Source organism: Peribacillus sp. NPDC006672, from assembly GCF_050274955.1.
Classification (GTDB): Bacteria; Bacillota; Bacilli; order Bacillales; family DSM-1321; genus Peribacillus.
On the sequence record NZ_JBNNOR010000014.1, the window covers coordinates 1 to 16,301 of the forward strand.

Sequence of the window (16,301 nt, forward strand, 5' to 3'; positions counted from 1 at the left end):
TACCTTGATTATAAAACAAAAAAAGGTAGATTTCCTCAGAATAAACTGAGAAAATCTACCTCTATTGGCCCGAAGGGACTTTTTCAGTGCCCTCCGTTGCGGCTATCTCTTTTTTTGCAGGGGCATATACAATCCGCACACATGCCTGAACTCCTTCTCGTCTTGAAATTAAAGTGGATATTCATTTTCAGAATCCACTCTACATACCTTTTCCACTGTATGATGGGATTCCCAGTTAACCAAAAATATGCCGATGAAAATGAGAGAGCCTCCAACTGCAACGTACCAGTGAACAGGCTCATCCAGTAAGAGGTAGCCAGATAGGACACCAAAAAAGGGAGCTAGAAATAGGAAGGCGCTCGTTTTGGCTGAATCCCCCTTTTGTAATAGGAAAAACCAAACAGAAAATTGAACGATGGATGCCATGATGGCCAGCCATAACAAAATAAGGATGGATGCCTGGGAAATCTTGAAAAAGGGCTGTTCAAAAAGAAATGATCCAATGAGCAGGAGAAAACCTCCGCACAGCATTTGATAGGCTGACATGACCCAAGTGTCGAAGGTATGTCCCCAGACTTTCATCAATAGGGTCGCGATGGACCATGAAATGGCTGACATCAATCCAAGAAGGGTGCCGGTCTTCAAATCAAGATGTGCTCCCATTGTAATAAAAACGCCAATAAAACCGAGCAAAACTCCCGACCATTGTTGCAGGGTATAAATAGTTCTAAGAAATAGCGTTCCAAAAATGACCACTAATAATGGGTTCATGAATGTCAAGATTGAAAGTTCACCGGCTGAAATGGTCCTTAAACCTACAAAGATGCATCCCATGACACCAGCTGTCTGGAAAAAACCAATGATACTCAATTTGGACCAATCCTTGATCTTTTTTGGATGCGGGCGTTTGATGAGCTTGACGACAATGGCCATGATGAAACCTGCTAGGATGAACCGAATCGCTGCAAGTAACATCGGGGAAGTATACGCTAAGCCAATTTTTCCTATAGCAAATGAAGAACCCATTAACGCAGTCGTTAAAATGACCAGAAAACCAAAAATGAATTTGTTCATCTTGTGCCCTCCCAAAGTCTTCAACTATAAATATCGAATCGTTAAATTATATCATATTTACTAAAATAAGGGTTTTTTTAAATAGGGAAAACCATGTATGAAAACGCTTCCTTTATGTGGGTTTTTGACATATGATAGCAATAGACATAGGTTAGGAGGAGACGTTATGACAGGAAAGTATAAACAGTTTGAAACGGCAGTCATACATGAAGGATATGACTCGAAGAAGCATTTAGGGAGCTTGGCAACACCATTATTCCAAACCTCAACATTCACTTTTGAAACGGCAGAGCAAGGGGAACGGCGTTTTGCCGGTATAGAAGATGGATATATTTATTCACGCCTTGGAAATCCGACGGTACAAGTGCTGGAAGAAAAGATTGCCGCTTTGGAAGGCGGGGAAGCTGGCCTTGCTTTCGGATCAGGTATGGCTGCAGTTTCTGCGGTGCTTTTTGCGTTAACTAAAACGGATGACCACATCCTGTGTTCACAGGGTTTATATGGTTGTACTTTTGGCCTTCTGCAGTTAATGAAAAATAAATACCGCATTACTCATGATTTTTGTGAAATGGATACAGAAGAAAAGGTAAGGAAAATGATTCGGCCGGAAACGACCTGCATTTATGTAGAAACCCCGATCAATCCGACGATGAAAATGATTGACTTACAGATGGTAGTGAGAGTAGCGAAGGAGTATAATGTGACGGTTGTAGTCGATAATACGTTTTCGACACCCTACTTACAGAGACCGCTTGAATATGGGTGTGATATCGTGCTTCATAGTGCTACGAAATATCTTTGCGGACATGGGGATGTCGTTGCGGGCCTTGTCGTTGGTAAGAAGGACTTTATGAGTCAGATAGCTGGGACTACACAGAAGGATATCGGTGGAATCATTTCACCATTCGATGCCTGGTTACTATTAAGGGGGTTAAAGACCTTGCCTGTCAGGATGGACCGTCACTCAGCCAATGCAATGAAAATCTTTCATGAACTTGAGAAACATCCAAAGGTGAAAAAGGTATATTATCCAGGTGATGAAGCTTCACCGGAACATTATATAATGCAAAAACAGATGAAACACGGAGGCGGCCTTATCTCTTTCGAATTGCATGGCACAAAACAGGATGCACAGGAATTCCTCAATAAATTGAAACTTATAAAAATTGCTGTCAGTCTAGGAGATGCCGAAACATTGATCCAGCATCCCGCTACCATGACGCACTCTGCCGTTCCTGAAGAATCGCGAGAACAAATGGGCATCAGTGACCAACTGGTCCGTCTCTCAGTTGGCCTTGAAGCTTGGCAGGACATATGGCACGATCTTCAGCAAGCTTTTTAGACCACCATACTTCCCTAGCAGTTCCTCTGATTTTTATTGAAGGTCATGATCGACATGATAAAAATGAGAGCAGCCAGAATATAAGAAATGTTTGTGATTACCTGGTAGGCCGCACCATTTCGGTTCCCGATGCCTATGAATGCCCAAACGAATACGAGAGGATAGCACCAATCCGGGTTTTTACCTGCAAAGACAAAGGCCAGGATTGTTGCTGCAATCAGCAAGACGATCGTCCAAGCTACACTGGAAATCCCAAAACCGTCCCATTCGATATAGGTAAGGTAATAAGAAATGTCGGCGATGGCTGCAACACTCACCCAACCTGTATAAACGGAAAATGGAAATAGGTCGAAAGCATTATGCTTCACTTTTTTATGCTTGTATAAATGACTATTAATGTAGCCAAAAGAACAATGATAATGAATACGGACAACAAAAATTGTTCGTAATTCCAAGCCATAAGCCAAGCGCCATTTAGGACACAGCTAAAAAAGAACTTAGGGGAGGATGCTCTATTGCAGGACTTTAACGATGCTCACCTAAAAATTTCCTTAAAATCCAGTTGGGAGCAAAAAGTAGATTAACCCCATATGGAAATTACATAACCGGCAGGAGTGAAGAGGACATCCTGTTTATCGGGAAGCTCTTTTGATGTTCGGCCGTTCAAAGGCAGGAAATTGGCTGAAAAATTCATCGTGACGACGAATAGAAAGAAAAGCAAATTGTTGATGGCAATAAGCTGGGGTCTGAATTGTAATCCGCATAGCCTATTACACCAATTTGGCCTGATTAACCTTTTAGAGCACATCGAAGATACTTGGAGCGGAATTTCATTTTTCCATAAAGTGAAGGAGTTCCTATAACAAATGAACCATTTAAGTTTAGAAATTTTACATCCTCACTTTAAGGTGATAAAATATTCAAAGATTCATATTATTTAGTCCTTCGGGGTCGGGTGAAAATCCCAACCGGCGGTGATGAAGAAATTCTAAGCCCGCGAGCCTGATAAAGGCAGGATTTGGTGAGATTCCAAAGCCGACAGTACAGTCTGGATGGGAGAAGGACGTGTGAAACCCAAGTGTATACGTACGCCTAATTTTTCAAAAAAGAAAATATTAGGCTTTTTAGGTATACAGTTTTTTTCACTCATTTCTCCTGTTAACTCCTTAGGTCATCCTAAGGGGTTTTTTATATTTTATAAAAGGGGGAAAAACATGTTTACGGGAATCATCGAGGATATCGGTACCGTCCATTCCTTGAAAAAAGGAAAAAGCAGTATGGAGTTGTCGATTCGTTCTGAGAAAATCCTTGAAGATGTTCATCTGGGGGATAGTATTTCAGTCAATGGGGTCTGCTTAACGGTAACGTCCTTCACGAGAAGTTTGTTTACGGTCGACGTAATGCCGGAAACGGTCAAAGCTTCCTCGATCCGAACGTTAAAATTGGGATCACCTGTGAATCTCGAACGAGCCATGAGTGCACAGGGAAGGTTTGGCGGTCATTTTGTTTCAGGTCATATCGACGGGACCGGAACAATCATAAAAAAAGAACGAAAAGAAAATGCCGTATATTATGTAATCCAATTGGAAGAAGGGCTTAGCGCCTTTTGCATTCCAAAAGGATCTGTAACCATTGATGGAACGAGCCTGACGATATTTGGAATTGAACGAAACCTTTTGACTGTATCTCTGATTCCATTGACTCATCAGGACACCGTATTGGGGCAAAAAGCGGCTGGCGATATCGTTAACATTGAAAACGACATGATAGGGAAATATATTATACATCAAATGAAAAATGGCGATTCAAAACCTGGACTGAATTTAGAGTTTTTGACAGAGCACGGATTCTAATAAAAGGGCGGTGTAATGATGTTTCATACAATTGAAGAAGCGATCGAAGATTTGAAAGCTGGCAAGGTAGTAATTGTATCCGATGATGAAGACCGGGAAAACGAAGGGGATTTCGTCTTGTTGGCCGAAAAGGCTACGCCGGAAGCAATCAATTTTATGGCGACTCATGGACGAGGTTTGATTTGTACAACCATTACAGAAGAACTGGCAGGGAAATTGAACCTGCATCCTATGGTAGGAGAAAATACCGATCATCATGGTACTGCTTTTACGGTTAGTGTTGATCATAAAAGCACTTCCACAGGAATCAGTGCTTTTGAACGGTCCTTGACCATTCTTGAGCTTCTTAAAGAAGATTCGGTAGCTGAAGATTTTCAAAGGCCTGGTCACACTTTTCCGATAGTCGCTAAAGAAGGCGGCGTATTAAGGAGGGCAGGACATACTGAGGCTTCGGTGGATTTGGCAAAATTATGCGGTGCCGCTCCTGCTGGTGTCATATGTGAAATCATGAATGATGATGGATCTATGGCACGCGTATCCGATTTAGAAGTCATCGCTGGAAAATTCAATCTGAAATTCATTACGATAGCCGATTTGATTCGGTATCTTCAACAAAGTGATACAATCGGGAAACAGGAACTTGAACTGAACATCCCGAATGCTTGAATGATTTTTTAGCGCATGTAATCTTTATATGAAAAAAATGATATTTTTAAAAAAATTGGAGGAATTGGACATGGGGAAAGTTATTGAAGCACAATTAATAGGATCAGGATTGAAGGTCGGAATCGTGGTAGGAAGATTTAATGAGTTTATCACAAGCAAGCTTTTAGGAGGGGCATTGGATGGCCTTAAGCGTCATGGCGTTGATGAAAATGATGTTGACATCGCGTGGGTTCCGGGTGCTTTCGAACTTCCGTTAATTGCGAAAAAACTTGTGAATACGGGTAAATATGATGCGGTTATCGGACTTGGAACGGTAATCAGGGGTGCCACTTCACATTATGATTATGTCTGCAATGAAGCAGCTAAAGGCATGGCTTCCGTTTCCTTGGACACAGGTGTACCGGTTATCTTCGGTTTGTTGACAACTGAGAACATTGAACAAGCCATTGAACGTGCCGGAACAAAATCAGGTAACAAAGGCTATGAAGCTGCCGTTAGTGCCATTGAAATGGCCAACCTTGGAAAATTGATAGAACAGTGATTCCACATTAGGAAAGCCGTAGGGAATAACATTCCCTGCGGCTTTTTTGATGTACCGGATTTTAAGTTCAATGAAGGCATTTGTGACTTCCTCAGATTTCCCGTGTTGTATGGACAATCTTGAAAATAGCCTAAGTGCCACTTATTGGGGGGACCTAGAAAGATGGATAGGATGAGACTTAAAGTGATCACTAACGGGGATATGTCAGAACCATTAATGGTTTACTGTGCTGCCCTGTCCGTTTTAAAGGAATACATGGAAAACAATTTCAAAGTAATGTGTTTTCATTATATTTAGGAATAATTTCTGTGAAATAATGATTCATTAGTGATTTTTCGAAAAAAAAACGAACAAAAGCATCGCGTAATGAAAGCATGATAAAATATGCAGATATGATTATGCTACAATTGTAAAGATTGCAATTGAAATTCCTGTCTTTAGGGAAAAGTAAAATTATTAGTTATTAGGAGGGGTTTGTGTGTACCATCTCTTTACACATAATGATTTAGATGGAGTCGGCTGCGGCATTGTCGCTAAGCTGGCATTTGGAGAAGAAGTAGTGGTTAGTTATAATTCAATTGGTCGCCTTAATCAAAATGTAGGAGCATTTCTTGAGCAGGCAAAGATTGAGGATACATTGATTGTTACTGATCTATCGGTTGATGAAGATAACGAAAAGATGATTACGCAGTTTGTGGAAGACGGAGGCAAAGCGCTGCTGATCGATCATCATAAGTCAGCACTGCATTTGAACGAGCATGATTGGGCATCTGTAACTGTCGAACAGGAAGACGGTAAACAGACGGCAGCAACTTCATTATTCTATCAGTATGCAGTTGAAAAAAAATTGCTGGAACCTTCAAGTATTGTCGCTGAATTCGTTGAATTGGTCCGTCAATACGATACTTGGGAATGGGAAGTAAATAAAAATTCAACGGCAAAACGGTTGAATGACCTGTTTTTCATGATTCCGATAGAAGAATTCGAAATGAAAATCGCAAATAAACTGTCTACGGCAAAAAGTTTTACTTTTGACGAAGTGGAGCAAACGCTTCTGAATGTTGAAGAGAGTCGGGTAGATCGGTACATAAACAGGAAAAAAAGAGAAGTCTATCAGGCTACGGTCGGTCCCCATACAGCTGGTGTGGTCCATGCAGAGTCATACCATTCAGAATTGGGAAATGAACTGTCGAAAGAGTTCTCACATCTGGATTATATAGCCATCCTGATGGTAGGAAGTAAAAGAATCAGCTTCCGGACAATCCACGATGACATAGATGTTTCTGAGGTTGCTGGCAAGTACGAAGGGGGCGGCCATCAAAAAGCCGCTGGTTGTACCATGTCCGAAAAGGCATATAGTCAATATGTCGAAAAGACCTTCTTTGCTGAGCCTCTTAAACGCGATGCACATAAAAATCAATTGAATTTAAAAGAATCCCCAGAGGGATGCCTATATTCAACGAGAGAAAAACAGGACATATTCATCTATGAAGATGAAGAAGAGGAATGGATTGTTGAAATCAACGGAAAACAGCAGAAAAAAACATTCGATACATTTGGGGAAGCGGAAAAATACATGAAGCGGAAATATGCGGCATGGCTGGCCCATGATGAGAGATATGAAGAGTTTGTCAATAAAGGGTGAATAGGAAAAGCGGCTGTCCGAATGGGACAGCCGCTTTCTTAGTTTCTTCCATCGTAATTCATGATTTTACCTTTTAAGCGGAACAGGATGTACGATCGTACGTGATTGTTTTTTTGGAATGGAATTTTGGCGATGAAGGATTGCGTTAATTTCTCCCCCAATAACAAAGATCAGACCACTCAAATACAGCCATAGCATCAAGATGATGACGCCTCCTAAACTGCCGTATGTGGAAGAATAGTTGGCAAAGTTACTGACATAGAATGAAAATCCAAGTGATATCCCCAGCCAAAGTACAGTTGCGGTCACTGCCCCGGGGAAGACATGTTTAATGGGGAAACTTTTATTAGGTGCAAAGCGATATAGAAAAGTTAGGACGAGTGAGATGACTACAACCGCGATACCCCACCGTAATAAGCTGAATAAAATTTGCATTTCTTCAGGAATCTGAATGACTTGCTGTAATAAATCGATGATGACTTTTCCGAAGACGGGGAGACCCAACATGACGATGAATGCTACAACCAAGCCTAATGTCAATATAATGGAGATGAAACGGGCTTTAAGGAAATTCCTTGTTTCTTCAACATCATAAGCGATATTCATGGAATGGATGAACGCATTCATTCCGTTGGAGGCGGACCATATGGTGCCAAGGAAACCAAAAGTCAGTAAGCCGCCGTTCCGTTCAGATAATATGGTGATGATATTTTTCTCGATGACTTCCATCGTTTCCGCAGGCATGAAGGTTTTAATCGTGTCCAGGGCTGTCTGAATATCAATATTCAGATAAGGTAATATGGACAGCAGTAAAATGAGTAAAGGAAAAAGTGCGAGTAAATAGTAATAAGCTTGTTCAGCGGCCAGCCCCGTAACACGATCTTCCTTTATTTCTTTAATCAGTTCCTTTGAAAATTTTATCGGCTTATTCATTCGTGCATCACTCCTGAATAGTTACTTAGGTTATCTGCTTCTTTTCCCTCTGTTCATGTAAGTTAATCCTCTAATTAAAAGAAATTGAAAGGGTCTTCCTAAAGAAGAAGTCCCTTTCATGTTTAATCTGCGCGCTTGTATAAGCTTGTAACAATTATATAACCTGCAATTACTCCAGTGATCGTATTAAATGTGGTAGATCCATTTACGCCGAAATAACCAAAAATAAAATTTGAGAGGGGCAAATCAATTTTAACTGCTTCAGAGAAATACAATACCGGAATGATGGCGAAGTAAATGAATGGCAAGCCAAGGATAACTATTCTTAGCCAATTCACTTTCAAATGCCCTTTTTTTGAAAAAATTTGCAGAATTCGGGGAATGGCGAGTACCATGCCCAGGAAAATCGGGAATAAAGATTCGAACAGCAAGTATCCCTTAATCTCGTATGTTTCCCTGCTAAGCTTAAATAGGTGTTGTTGATACTTTAAGCCTACGAATAATACGCCTAATAATACTACAAGGAATATTAAATATCTAATGGCTCTTTTCAAAGAAAGATTCATGATTTTTGCCTCCTTTATAACAAGTATAATAACAACTAGGAAATTATGGAAGATGTTTTAAGTGTGTTGTTATAGGTAAACATAAAAAAGCCAGACAGCATGTCTGGCTTTTTTATCTATTGCACTTCTTTTCCCTGTTCCTTTGGAACCTTGGGAGGGGTCCATTTGAAGACTTTATTTAGGATATTATAGATGTGTTTGGATTCTTTCGTAAGGATTGGCCCAAGAATCGCTAAGGTCAAAACATAAAGTGCTGCGAACGGGGTTAGTATAGGCATTAAGCCGCCGGCAATGCCGAGGTTGGCCAAAATTATGGAGAATTCGCCACGTGAAACGATCGTTAAACCGATGTTTGCTGAAGCTCTGTGAGATAAACCGGATTTGCGTCCGGCAATCATACCAGCAACAAAGTTACCGATTATAGTGATGATGACAGCTCCAAGAACCATCCAGACAGCTCCACCAAGGGTCGTCGGATCGATACTCAATCCAAAGCTAAAGAAGAAAATGGCCCCGAAGAAGTCTCTAAAGGGAATGACAAGTTTCTCAATCCTGTCGCTGTGTTCGGTCTCAGAAAAGACTAGGCCGAGCAGTAATGCACCAATGGCTTCCGCAACATGAATCGTTTCCGAGAAACCTGCAATGAAGAATAGTAATGCGAACACGACGATGATAAAAATCTCATCAGAGGTTATATTGAATAATTTGTTAAGGATTCCAGATGCTTTCCGGGCGATAACAAAAAATACCAGCATATACCCAATCGCGATAAAAGTAGAAAGTAACGTTCCCCAAATGGAACCAGAAGAGCTTAATACCAATCCGGATACGACTGATAAATAAACAGCGAGGAAGATATCTTCAAACATGATGATGCCAAGGATAAGCTCCGTTTCATTGTTCCCAGTCCTTTTAAGGTCCACAAGTACCTTTGCCACAATGGCGCTGGATGAAAAGCTGATTATCCCCGTTAATATTAGTACTTCCTTTATAGGAAGACCGAGAAGGAAACCATATACAAAGGCTAATCCGGCGTTGATTACAATGTAATACGTTCCGCCGGTCACGATATTTTTCCCGGACTTCATAAGCTTTTTAACGGAAAATTCCAAACCTAAGTAAAACAGAAGGAATAAGATACCGACACGTCCGAGGAATGCAATGATTTCATCACTTTCAATGAAACGTAGGTCAATTAATCCGAATTGTGGGGCATGAGGGCCAACGAGCATCCCGATGATAATTAATAGTGGAACATTTGAGATTTTAAATTTACCTGCAACGAGAGCAGCTAATGCTACTAGAAGTAGGGCAGTTCCCACTTCAAAGACTAAATGGTCCATATGAGCTTAGTCACTCCTTTCGTCGGTCAATAATTCTCTTATTAGGTTACGGATATCTTTTCTTTCCCCGGATATCACAAGGGTATCGCCTGTTTCGATGATAGAGTCTGGACCAGGATTATTCAGTTGTTTTTTTCCTTTTTTCGAATGGGCGATGACGGTTACGTTATAATTGCTCCTGATATCTATCGAACCGATCGTTTGATTGATGGCCTTGGAACCTGGTTCCACTTTGAACCATTCAATCACTAAGTCACCCAATGACATTTCAATCGTTTCAAGTGCTTGTGGTTTATAAACCATACCGCCTATGATGGAAGCCAATTGCCGTGATTCCTGATCGTTAAGGGTGATGCTCGATATGACGTCTTCATGTTCATTATCAAAATGGTACAATTCCCGACGGCCGTCATCGTGAATGACGACTACTAACTTTTCATCATTTCTTGTTATGATTTCAAATTTTTGGCCAATACCAGGAAGTTCACTTTCTCTAATTCTCACTGGAATTCCTCCTTAAAATGTTGGTTAGAGTTTACAGAAGATAGAAGAATGTTATAAGTTAACGTCAATATTGGTCTTAAATTTCTTTTCCTTGGATATGCCGATGTATTTTAATGTCTCCGATGGACTGGAATGATGGTAATGCTTTTGTATCAAGGCTAGTGAAACTCCTTGTTTATAGGCATGGTAGCCAAAAGTTTTACGCATCGAACTTGCTCCGAATTTACCTGTCAGACCTGCTCCCTCCACAGCATCATGGATGATTCGGTGCGCCTGTTGACGTGTAATCGGCTTTTTCGTCTTAGGGGAAAGAAATAAAAACTGACCTTCGATAACCTTCGAACCTTTAAGGTATTCTTGTAAGGCAGTTCGGACTTTCAGGTTCAAATAAATTTGGTTGACGTCGTCATTTTCCATCCGTTGCTCATAGAACTCCTTGATTTTTCCCGTTTCATCGAGAACGTTGGCGGCAGTGATTTCGAGCATTTCATTTATCTTCATACCAGTATTGATGCCGAGTACGAACAATAAATAATCCCGACTGGAGTGAGCTCGTAAGTATGTTTTAATTTTGCTGATTTGATTGATATCCTTAAAGGCTTCTACATATTCCATAAGATCTTCTCCTCTTACCAATGTAACATAATTATATTGTATCACAACTTATGTTACATTGCATGAGTTTAGTTCTGGAGGAATTATCTTTCCCAAAAAGCAACCATACTGTCGAACTAAAAACCCTTTTCCTTATTCTCTACCCAAACGAGGTAAAATATATCAGGGAAGTTATTTAACTTTAAAATGTGGAGATTATTTTTAGCATCATGGGAACATCAGGCTTGGTAGATAAAAAAAAGAAACCCCAAGTTGGGATTCCTTCATCTTTTTAATATACGGCTTTTTGTAATTTGTGAATGACCTCAAGTGACATGCCAGTACCTATGGCAACTGATTCAAGCGGATTATCTGCAAGTTGGACTGGGACGACAATTTCATTCGTCAGCCATTCTTGTATCCCGTTGAGAAGTGCACCCCCGCCGGATAAAATGACTCCTTGATCGACGATATCCCCGCTTAATTCAGGAGGACAGTCTTCCAAAGTGGCTCGGATTGCTTCCAATATATGAAGAAGCGATTCCTGGATGGCTTCCTGGATGTCAGTGGATGATATTGTAATCGGCTTTGGAAGACCCGTTACAAGATCGCGGCCCCTGACTTCCATGGTGATCGCGGGATGTTCAACGAGTGCGTAGCCAATTTCTTTTTTTATTTCCTCGGCTGTTCTTTCCCCGATCAGCACATTATGTTTTTTTCTAACATATTGGCTGATATCTTCATCCAATTGATCTCCGCCAATTCTAATTGAATTACAAGAAACGACGCCGCCGTAAGATATGATTGCGACCTCAGTCGTGCCGCCGCCGATATCAACGATGACATTGGCAATGGGCTCTTCGACAGGCAGGCCTGCGCCGATTGCTGCTGCTACTGGTTCCTCGATAAGGTGGACCTGTTTGGCTCCGCAGCTTTTGACTGCATCCTGAATGGCCCTTCTTTCAACTGATGTAGAACCTGATGGTGTACAGACCACTACACTAGGCTTTCGAATCGATAAGCCTAATGCCTTACTTGCTTTTTTCATGATTTCCCGAAGCATTTGCGCGGTTACATTAAAATCCGCAATGACACCGTCCTTAAGTGGACGGATTGCAACGATATTTCCAGGTGTTTTCCCGATCATGTTTTTAGCATCAACACCGACTGCCAATACTTTATTAGTCTCTATATCAATGGCCACCACAGATGGCTCATTAAATACGATTCCTTTATTTTTACTGTAAACTAGCGTATTTGCAGTTCCTAAGTCAATGCCTATTTCTGTATTTGATAACATCTAGTCACCCCTCCATAAGAGTTTGACCCCTATATATTCATTCTACCTTTTGTAGCGAGTTTGTGGGGGTGGGTAATCTAGTAAATAGTGGAAATGTCGAACTGTTCCTTTTCATAGAGCAAAAACATGATGAAATATAAAAGTGCGCTGGCGAGCGGGACCAACAATTTGCCTATTGCAGACAAATGCTTGCCATTTAAGCTCCGCCAATGACTACCAAATCGATCTGCACAATAACCGCCAAATAAATTGGCTACGAACTGCAAAAAAAATGTGAAAAGATCAGCGGTAATCCAAGAAATAGAATATAAAACTCAGGATGATATATTTACAACAGTTACACCGGCAAGGCATTCCAATCTCGTAAGTCCATAAGGTAATTCTCGCTTCCTCGTATTTTCCCCATCATACTCCTCGCTTCAGTTGAAAGGGTGCAAGGCAGCTTTGGATTAGCTTATTTTATGTTAAGATATAGATGAAAATCCGCTTAGATAAAGAAGGTAATTTTTTGAGTGCAAATTTAATCGAGAGTAAGAGTTTTAGAGTCATCTTTACATCTTTTCTAGCTTTCCTGGGTGGATATGCGTTTGATTGCCTTGGGATATACTTACCATGGATGCTAGGACCATTATTCGTGGTGATGATTGCAAAAGTGAAGTTAGGGAAGTACATGTTTTGGTCTAAAACTTTTAGAAGTACAGGATTGGTCATTCTTGGTTTACAGCTGGGCAGTTCATTCACGAAACAATCGTTAAATGAGATGCTTGAATATTTGCCGGTTATGCTTTTTACGACAATCGCAATCATTTCATTTACAGTTTTGACTGGCTGGTTTTTAGGGAAGCGAATGGACTTATCTTTGAGCACTTCCATGCTTGGCAGTTTTCCGGGAGGTCTTTCCCAGATGGTGGTCTTAAGTGAGGAAATGAAGGATAGTGATGAAACGGTTGTAGGTTTCATGCAAACACTTCGGGTCATCCTTGTAATATCCATTGTTCCTTGGCTTGTGACCCATGTAATGTCAGTTGAATCAGGTGCGGTGATGGCCAAAGCGGAGCGGCCGTTTTTCTTATTTGAATATGATGGGAAATTAGCAATCATGATGTTGGCCACCTTGCTATTATTCATCTTCATCACAAAGAAAGCGAATTTCCCGCTGCCTTTTTTACTAGGACCTCTCATGGCCGCAGCCTTATTTAATTTAGTAGGTCCAGGTGCCCCGCAAATTCCTGACTTTTGGTTGAACTTTTCACAATTGTTGATTGGCGCCCATTTAGGCTACACACTGAAGGTTGATAATCCCCGACTTTTCAGAAAGATGTTCGGGGCCGTATTCGTCAGTAATGTCCTGTTAATTGGATTTTGCTATTATCTTTCCATTCAGTTTGCTCCGATCCTATCCTTGCAGGCGAACGAATTATTTTTGAGCATGGCGCCAGGCGGCGTGGCCGAAATGGCAGTCACAGCCATGTCTGTGCATGTGGATTTATCCGTTGTCACAAGCTTTCATTTATTCAGGATTTTATTCATTTTATTTTTTCTATCACCCATCATAAAATGGTTGGATGGAAGAAACCAGGGGAAGCAAAAACAGGGACAAAGCTGACAGGCTTTGTCCCTGTTTTCAATACGGAATTACTATGTCGGAAACTTTTAGCATGTTGCCCTTAAAAGCGTAGCACTCACGAGTAAAAGCACGAGACTCACGAGTAAAACACCAAAACTCACGAGTAAAAGCACAAAACTCACGAGTAAAGCACCAAAACTCACGAGTAAAACACCAAAATTCACGAGTAAAGCACCGAAACTCACGAGTAAAGCACCGAAACTCACGAGTAAATGAACAATTTTCCGCAAAGCGAACGAAACTCCCAAACGAAACGTCCTGAAATTCCATTCTCGACGGAATTTTTACCCGGACTGTTGAAACATGCTGTTGAATTCGATCTTACAAGGAGTGGAACAGGTGGGATTTGTGGTGATTTAATTTAAAATTAGTAAAATAATCCTTACTATTTCTTTTTTTCATCCGATATAAGGAGAAGACGAGACTTTAAATGAATGGGTGAGTAATATGGATATAACATCAGTTTTGGGCGTAGTTCTGGGTATTGTGGCCATCTTAGTCGGAATGGTGTTAAAGGGCGTTAGTGTAACAGCGTTGATTAACCCTGCGGCTATTATGATCATTATTGTGGGGACGATAGCTGCTGTCGTAACGGCTTTCCCTTTGTCAGAATTAAAAAGACTACCAAAAATATTTAAGATTTTATTCTTTGAACAAAAATTGACAAAGCCTGAAGAATTAATAAAAACTTTTTCGGAATGGGCGGTCATTGCCAGGAAAGAAGGCTTATTGGCATTGGAAAGCATTTCGGAGCAAGTGGATAATACTTTTTTGAAAAATGGCTTGAATCTTGCAGTCGAAGGTCAGAGTGCCGATTATATTCGTGATATTTTAGCAGAGGAAATAGACGCGATGGAAGAACGTCATCTGAGCGCGGCAGCGATTTTCAGTCAAGCCGGAACATACGCACCGACACTTGGTGTATTGGGTGCGGTAATCGGGCTGATTGCTGCATTGGGTAATATGGCTGACACGGAGGCATTGGGACATGCGATATCTGCCGCTTTCGTCGCAACCTTGATGGGGATTTACACGGGGTATGTGTTATGGCATCCATTTGCCAATAAGCTCAAACGGAAATCCAAGCAGGAAGTCCGGATTAAAGAAATGATGATAGAAGGGATTTTGTCGATCATCGAAGGGGAAGCGCCAAGGACGATTGAACAGAAATTAACATCATATTTGCCTGCTGGAGATCGTAAAAAGTGGTTAGAAGGCGATGTGAGAGAAGATGGCTAGGCGCAAAAAGAAACAAAGGCATGAAGAGCATATCGATGAATCATGGTTGGTTCCCTATGCCGATATCTTAACATTGCTTCTTGCGCTTTTTATCGTCTTATTCGCTTCAAGTTCGGTTGATGCAGTGAGGTTCCAGCAGTTGTCCAATGTATTTAACCAGGTCTTTACGAGCGGGACGGGTTTTATGGAATTCCCAAGTGATTCCCCCAGCAATGAGCCTACATCACCTGAGCAAAGATCTGGGGTAGAAGATCTTAAGAAGTTAGGGAAAAACGAACAAGAAAAACTTACGGAAGTTCAGGAACGTGTAAATGCCTATATAAAAAAGAATAATTTAACGGATAAATTGGGAACGAACCTTACAGATGAAGGCATGCTGATATCAATTAGGGAAAACGTGCTGTTTGAATCGGGTGTGGCTGAGGTGAAAATTGAAAACCGGAAAATCGCTAAGGAAATCTCGGATTTACTGGTCATGGACTTACCCAGAAACATTATTGTAAGCGGACATACCGATAATGTTCCTATTAAAAATTACCGATATGAATCCAACTGGGATCTGAGCGTAATGCGATCCGTGAATTTCATGAAACTTCTCCTCGAAAATAAAGAGTTGGATCCCGAAATGTTCAGTGCCAAGGGACATGGGGAATTCAAGCCGGTTACTTCTAATGAAACGAAAAAAGGAAGAGCGAAAAACCGGAGAGTTGAAATCCTGATTGTTCCACGGACAGCAATAAATGAGTAAAAACCTGCCATGAATGGGCGGGTTTTTCTTTTTGAAGGAGAATATATGGAAAGACAATATACAAACGTGATGGAAGAAATCATTGTGACATGGGTAAAGGTTTTAATGTCAGGTATGGAATACCAAACATTTTGTTCGTGCAGCAAATGTAAAAATGACATCATTACATTATCACTGAATAACCTGCCTAATTACTATGTAACCACGGAAGAATGGCGGAAAAGGATGTTTGAAAATTTGAATACAGAAGAGAACAGGAAATGGATCAATAAAAGAATCATCAATGCCATACACGTTATTGGCCAGTATCCCAAACATTGAAGGCT

Annotated in this window: 18 protein-coding genes, 1 pseudogene and 1 riboswitch; of the genes and pseudogenes, 10 read left to right on the top strand and 9 right to left on the bottom strand. The window is 40.9% G+C overall.

Annotated features, from left to right (window positions below):
- Positions 1 to 168 precede the first annotated feature (168 nt).
- Positions 169 to 1,074: a DMT family transporter gene (locus tag ACQKKK_RS19960; protein ID WP_427618483.1), complete on the bottom strand. Its 906-nt coding sequence runs from the start codon at positions 1,072 to 1,074 to the stop codon at positions 169 to 171.
- A 166-nt stretch (positions 1,075 to 1,240) separates the two neighbouring features.
- On the opposite strand from ACQKKK_RS19960, the gene megL reads away from it, so the two are divergent.
- Positions 1,241 to 2,416 (top strand): methionine gamma-lyase, encoded by a 1,176-nt coding sequence (megL, locus tag ACQKKK_RS19965; RefSeq protein WP_427618484.1) that lies wholly within the window; start codon positions 1,241 to 1,243, stop codon positions 2,414 to 2,416.
- 14 nt (positions 2,417 to 2,430) lie between these two features.
- Here megL and ACQKKK_RS19970 read toward each other — a convergent pair whose 3' ends face one another.
- Positions 2,431 to 2,871: a hypothetical protein gene (locus tag ACQKKK_RS19970; RefSeq protein ID WP_427618485.1), complete on the bottom strand. Its 441-nt coding sequence runs from the start codon at positions 2,869 to 2,871 to the stop codon at positions 2,431 to 2,433.
- 159 nt (positions 2,872 to 3,030) lie between these two features.
- On the opposite strand from ACQKKK_RS19970, the gene ACQKKK_RS19975 reads away from it, so the two are divergent.
- The 5 genes and pseudogenes from ACQKKK_RS19975 to ACQKKK_RS19995 all read left to right on the top strand — a co-directional run bounded on the left by ACQKKK_RS19975 (position 3,031) and on the right by ACQKKK_RS19995 (position 7,121).
- Complete coding sequence (locus ACQKKK_RS19975; protein WP_427618486.1) at positions 3,031 to 3,279, top strand: hypothetical protein; 249 nt, start codon at positions 3,031 to 3,033, stop codon at positions 3,277 to 3,279.
- A 74-nt stretch (positions 3,280 to 3,353) separates the two neighbouring features.
- A riboswitch (FMN riboswitch) is annotated at positions 3,354 to 3,484 on the top strand.
- Between the two features lie 146 nt (positions 3,485 to 3,630).
- Entirely contained in the window at positions 3,631 to 4,269 is a 639-nt protein-coding gene (gene ribE, locus ACQKKK_RS19980; RefSeq protein WP_427618487.1) for a riboflavin synthase, read from the top strand.
- Between the two features lie 18 nt (positions 4,270 to 4,287).
- Positions 4,288 to 4,926: pseudogene (gene ribB, locus ACQKKK_RS19985) on the top strand (3,4-dihydroxy-2-butanone-4-phosphate synthase); the annotation flags it as partial.
- A gap of 79 nt (positions 4,927 to 5,005) precedes the next feature.
- Complete coding sequence (gene ribH / locus ACQKKK_RS19990; protein WP_061461475.1) at positions 5,006 to 5,476, top strand: 6,7-dimethyl-8-ribityllumazine synthase; 471 nt, start codon at positions 5,006 to 5,008, stop codon at positions 5,474 to 5,476.
- Between the two features lie 478 nt (positions 5,477 to 5,954).
- The gene (locus tag ACQKKK_RS19995; protein ID WP_427618489.1) at positions 5,955 to 7,121 is read left to right on the top strand and encodes a DHH family phosphoesterase; all 1,167 of its coding nucleotides are present in this window, start codon (positions 5,955 to 5,957) and stop codon (positions 7,119 to 7,121) included.
- Between the two features lie 66 nt (positions 7,122 to 7,187).
- Here ACQKKK_RS19995 and ACQKKK_RS20000 read toward each other — a convergent pair whose 3' ends face one another.
- The 6 genes from ACQKKK_RS20000 to mreBH form a co-directional block, all read right to left on the bottom strand.
- A complete protein-coding gene (locus ACQKKK_RS20000; RefSeq protein ID WP_427618491.1) occupies positions 7,188 to 8,054 on the bottom strand; it encodes a YihY/virulence factor BrkB family protein in 867 nt (288 codons plus the stop codon).
- A gap of 122 nt (positions 8,055 to 8,176) precedes the next feature.
- On the bottom strand, positions 8,177 to 8,620 hold the full coding sequence (locus ACQKKK_RS20005; protein WP_427618493.1) for a hypothetical protein: 444 nt from the start codon (positions 8,618 to 8,620) through the stop codon (positions 8,177 to 8,179).
- A 116-nt stretch (positions 8,621 to 8,736) separates the two neighbouring features.
- The gene (locus ACQKKK_RS20010) at positions 8,737 to 9,963 is read right to left on the bottom strand and encodes a cation:proton antiporter (RefSeq protein ID WP_427618495.1); all 1,227 of its coding nucleotides are present in this window, start codon (positions 9,961 to 9,963) and stop codon (positions 8,737 to 8,739) included.
- A gap of 6 nt (positions 9,964 to 9,969) precedes the next feature.
- Positions 9,970 to 10,467, bottom strand: coding sequence for a cation:proton antiporter regulatory subunit (locus ACQKKK_RS20015; RefSeq protein WP_427618497.1), 498 nt, complete (start codon positions 10,465 to 10,467; stop codon positions 9,970 to 9,972).
- Between the two features lie 51 nt (positions 10,468 to 10,518).
- Positions 10,519 to 11,082, bottom strand: coding sequence for a tyrosine-type recombinase/integrase (locus ACQKKK_RS20020; protein ID WP_427618499.1), 564 nt, complete (start codon positions 11,080 to 11,082; stop codon positions 10,519 to 10,521).
- 271 nt (positions 11,083 to 11,353) lie between these two features.
- Complete coding sequence (gene mreBH, locus ACQKKK_RS20025; protein WP_427618501.1) at positions 11,354 to 12,361, bottom strand: rod-share determining protein MreBH; 1,008 nt, start codon at positions 12,359 to 12,361, stop codon at positions 11,354 to 11,356.
- A gap of 508 nt (positions 12,362 to 12,869) precedes the next feature.
- Between mreBH and ACQKKK_RS20030 the strand changes: the two genes are divergently transcribed.
- Positions 12,870 to 13,967: an AbrB family transcriptional regulator gene (locus tag ACQKKK_RS20030; RefSeq protein WP_427618503.1), complete on the top strand. Its 1,098-nt coding sequence runs from the start codon at positions 12,870 to 12,872 to the stop codon at positions 13,965 to 13,967.
- Positions 13,968 to 14,014: 47 nt separating this feature from the next.
- On the opposite strand, the gene ACQKKK_RS20035 is transcribed toward ACQKKK_RS20030, so the two are convergent.
- Positions 14,015 to 14,218 (bottom strand): hypothetical protein, encoded by a 204-nt coding sequence (locus tag ACQKKK_RS20035; RefSeq protein ID WP_427618505.1) that lies wholly within the window; start codon positions 14,216 to 14,218, stop codon positions 14,015 to 14,017.
- Between the two features lie 217 nt (positions 14,219 to 14,435).
- Here ACQKKK_RS20035 and motA point away from each other — a divergent pair, with 217 nt between their 5' ends.
- The 3 genes from motA to ACQKKK_RS20050 are packed head-to-tail and all read left to right on the top strand — an operon-like array spanning position 14,436 to position 16,296.
- The gene (gene motA, locus ACQKKK_RS20040; protein ID WP_427618507.1) at positions 14,436 to 15,227 is read left to right on the top strand and encodes a flagellar motor stator protein MotA; all 792 of its coding nucleotides are present in this window, start codon (positions 14,436 to 14,438) and stop codon (positions 15,225 to 15,227) included.
- A complete protein-coding gene (gene motB / locus ACQKKK_RS20045; protein ID WP_427618509.1) occupies positions 15,220 to 15,975 on the top strand; it encodes a flagellar motor protein MotB in 756 nt (251 codons plus the stop codon). Before motA ends, motB begins: the two co-directional genes overlap by 8 nt.
- Positions 15,976 to 16,020: 45 nt before the next feature.
- Positions 16,021 to 16,296 (top strand): late competence development ComFB family protein, encoded by a 276-nt coding sequence (locus tag ACQKKK_RS20050; RefSeq protein WP_427618511.1) that lies wholly within the window; start codon positions 16,021 to 16,023, stop codon positions 16,294 to 16,296.
- Positions 16,297 to 16,301: the final 5 nt, after the last annotated feature.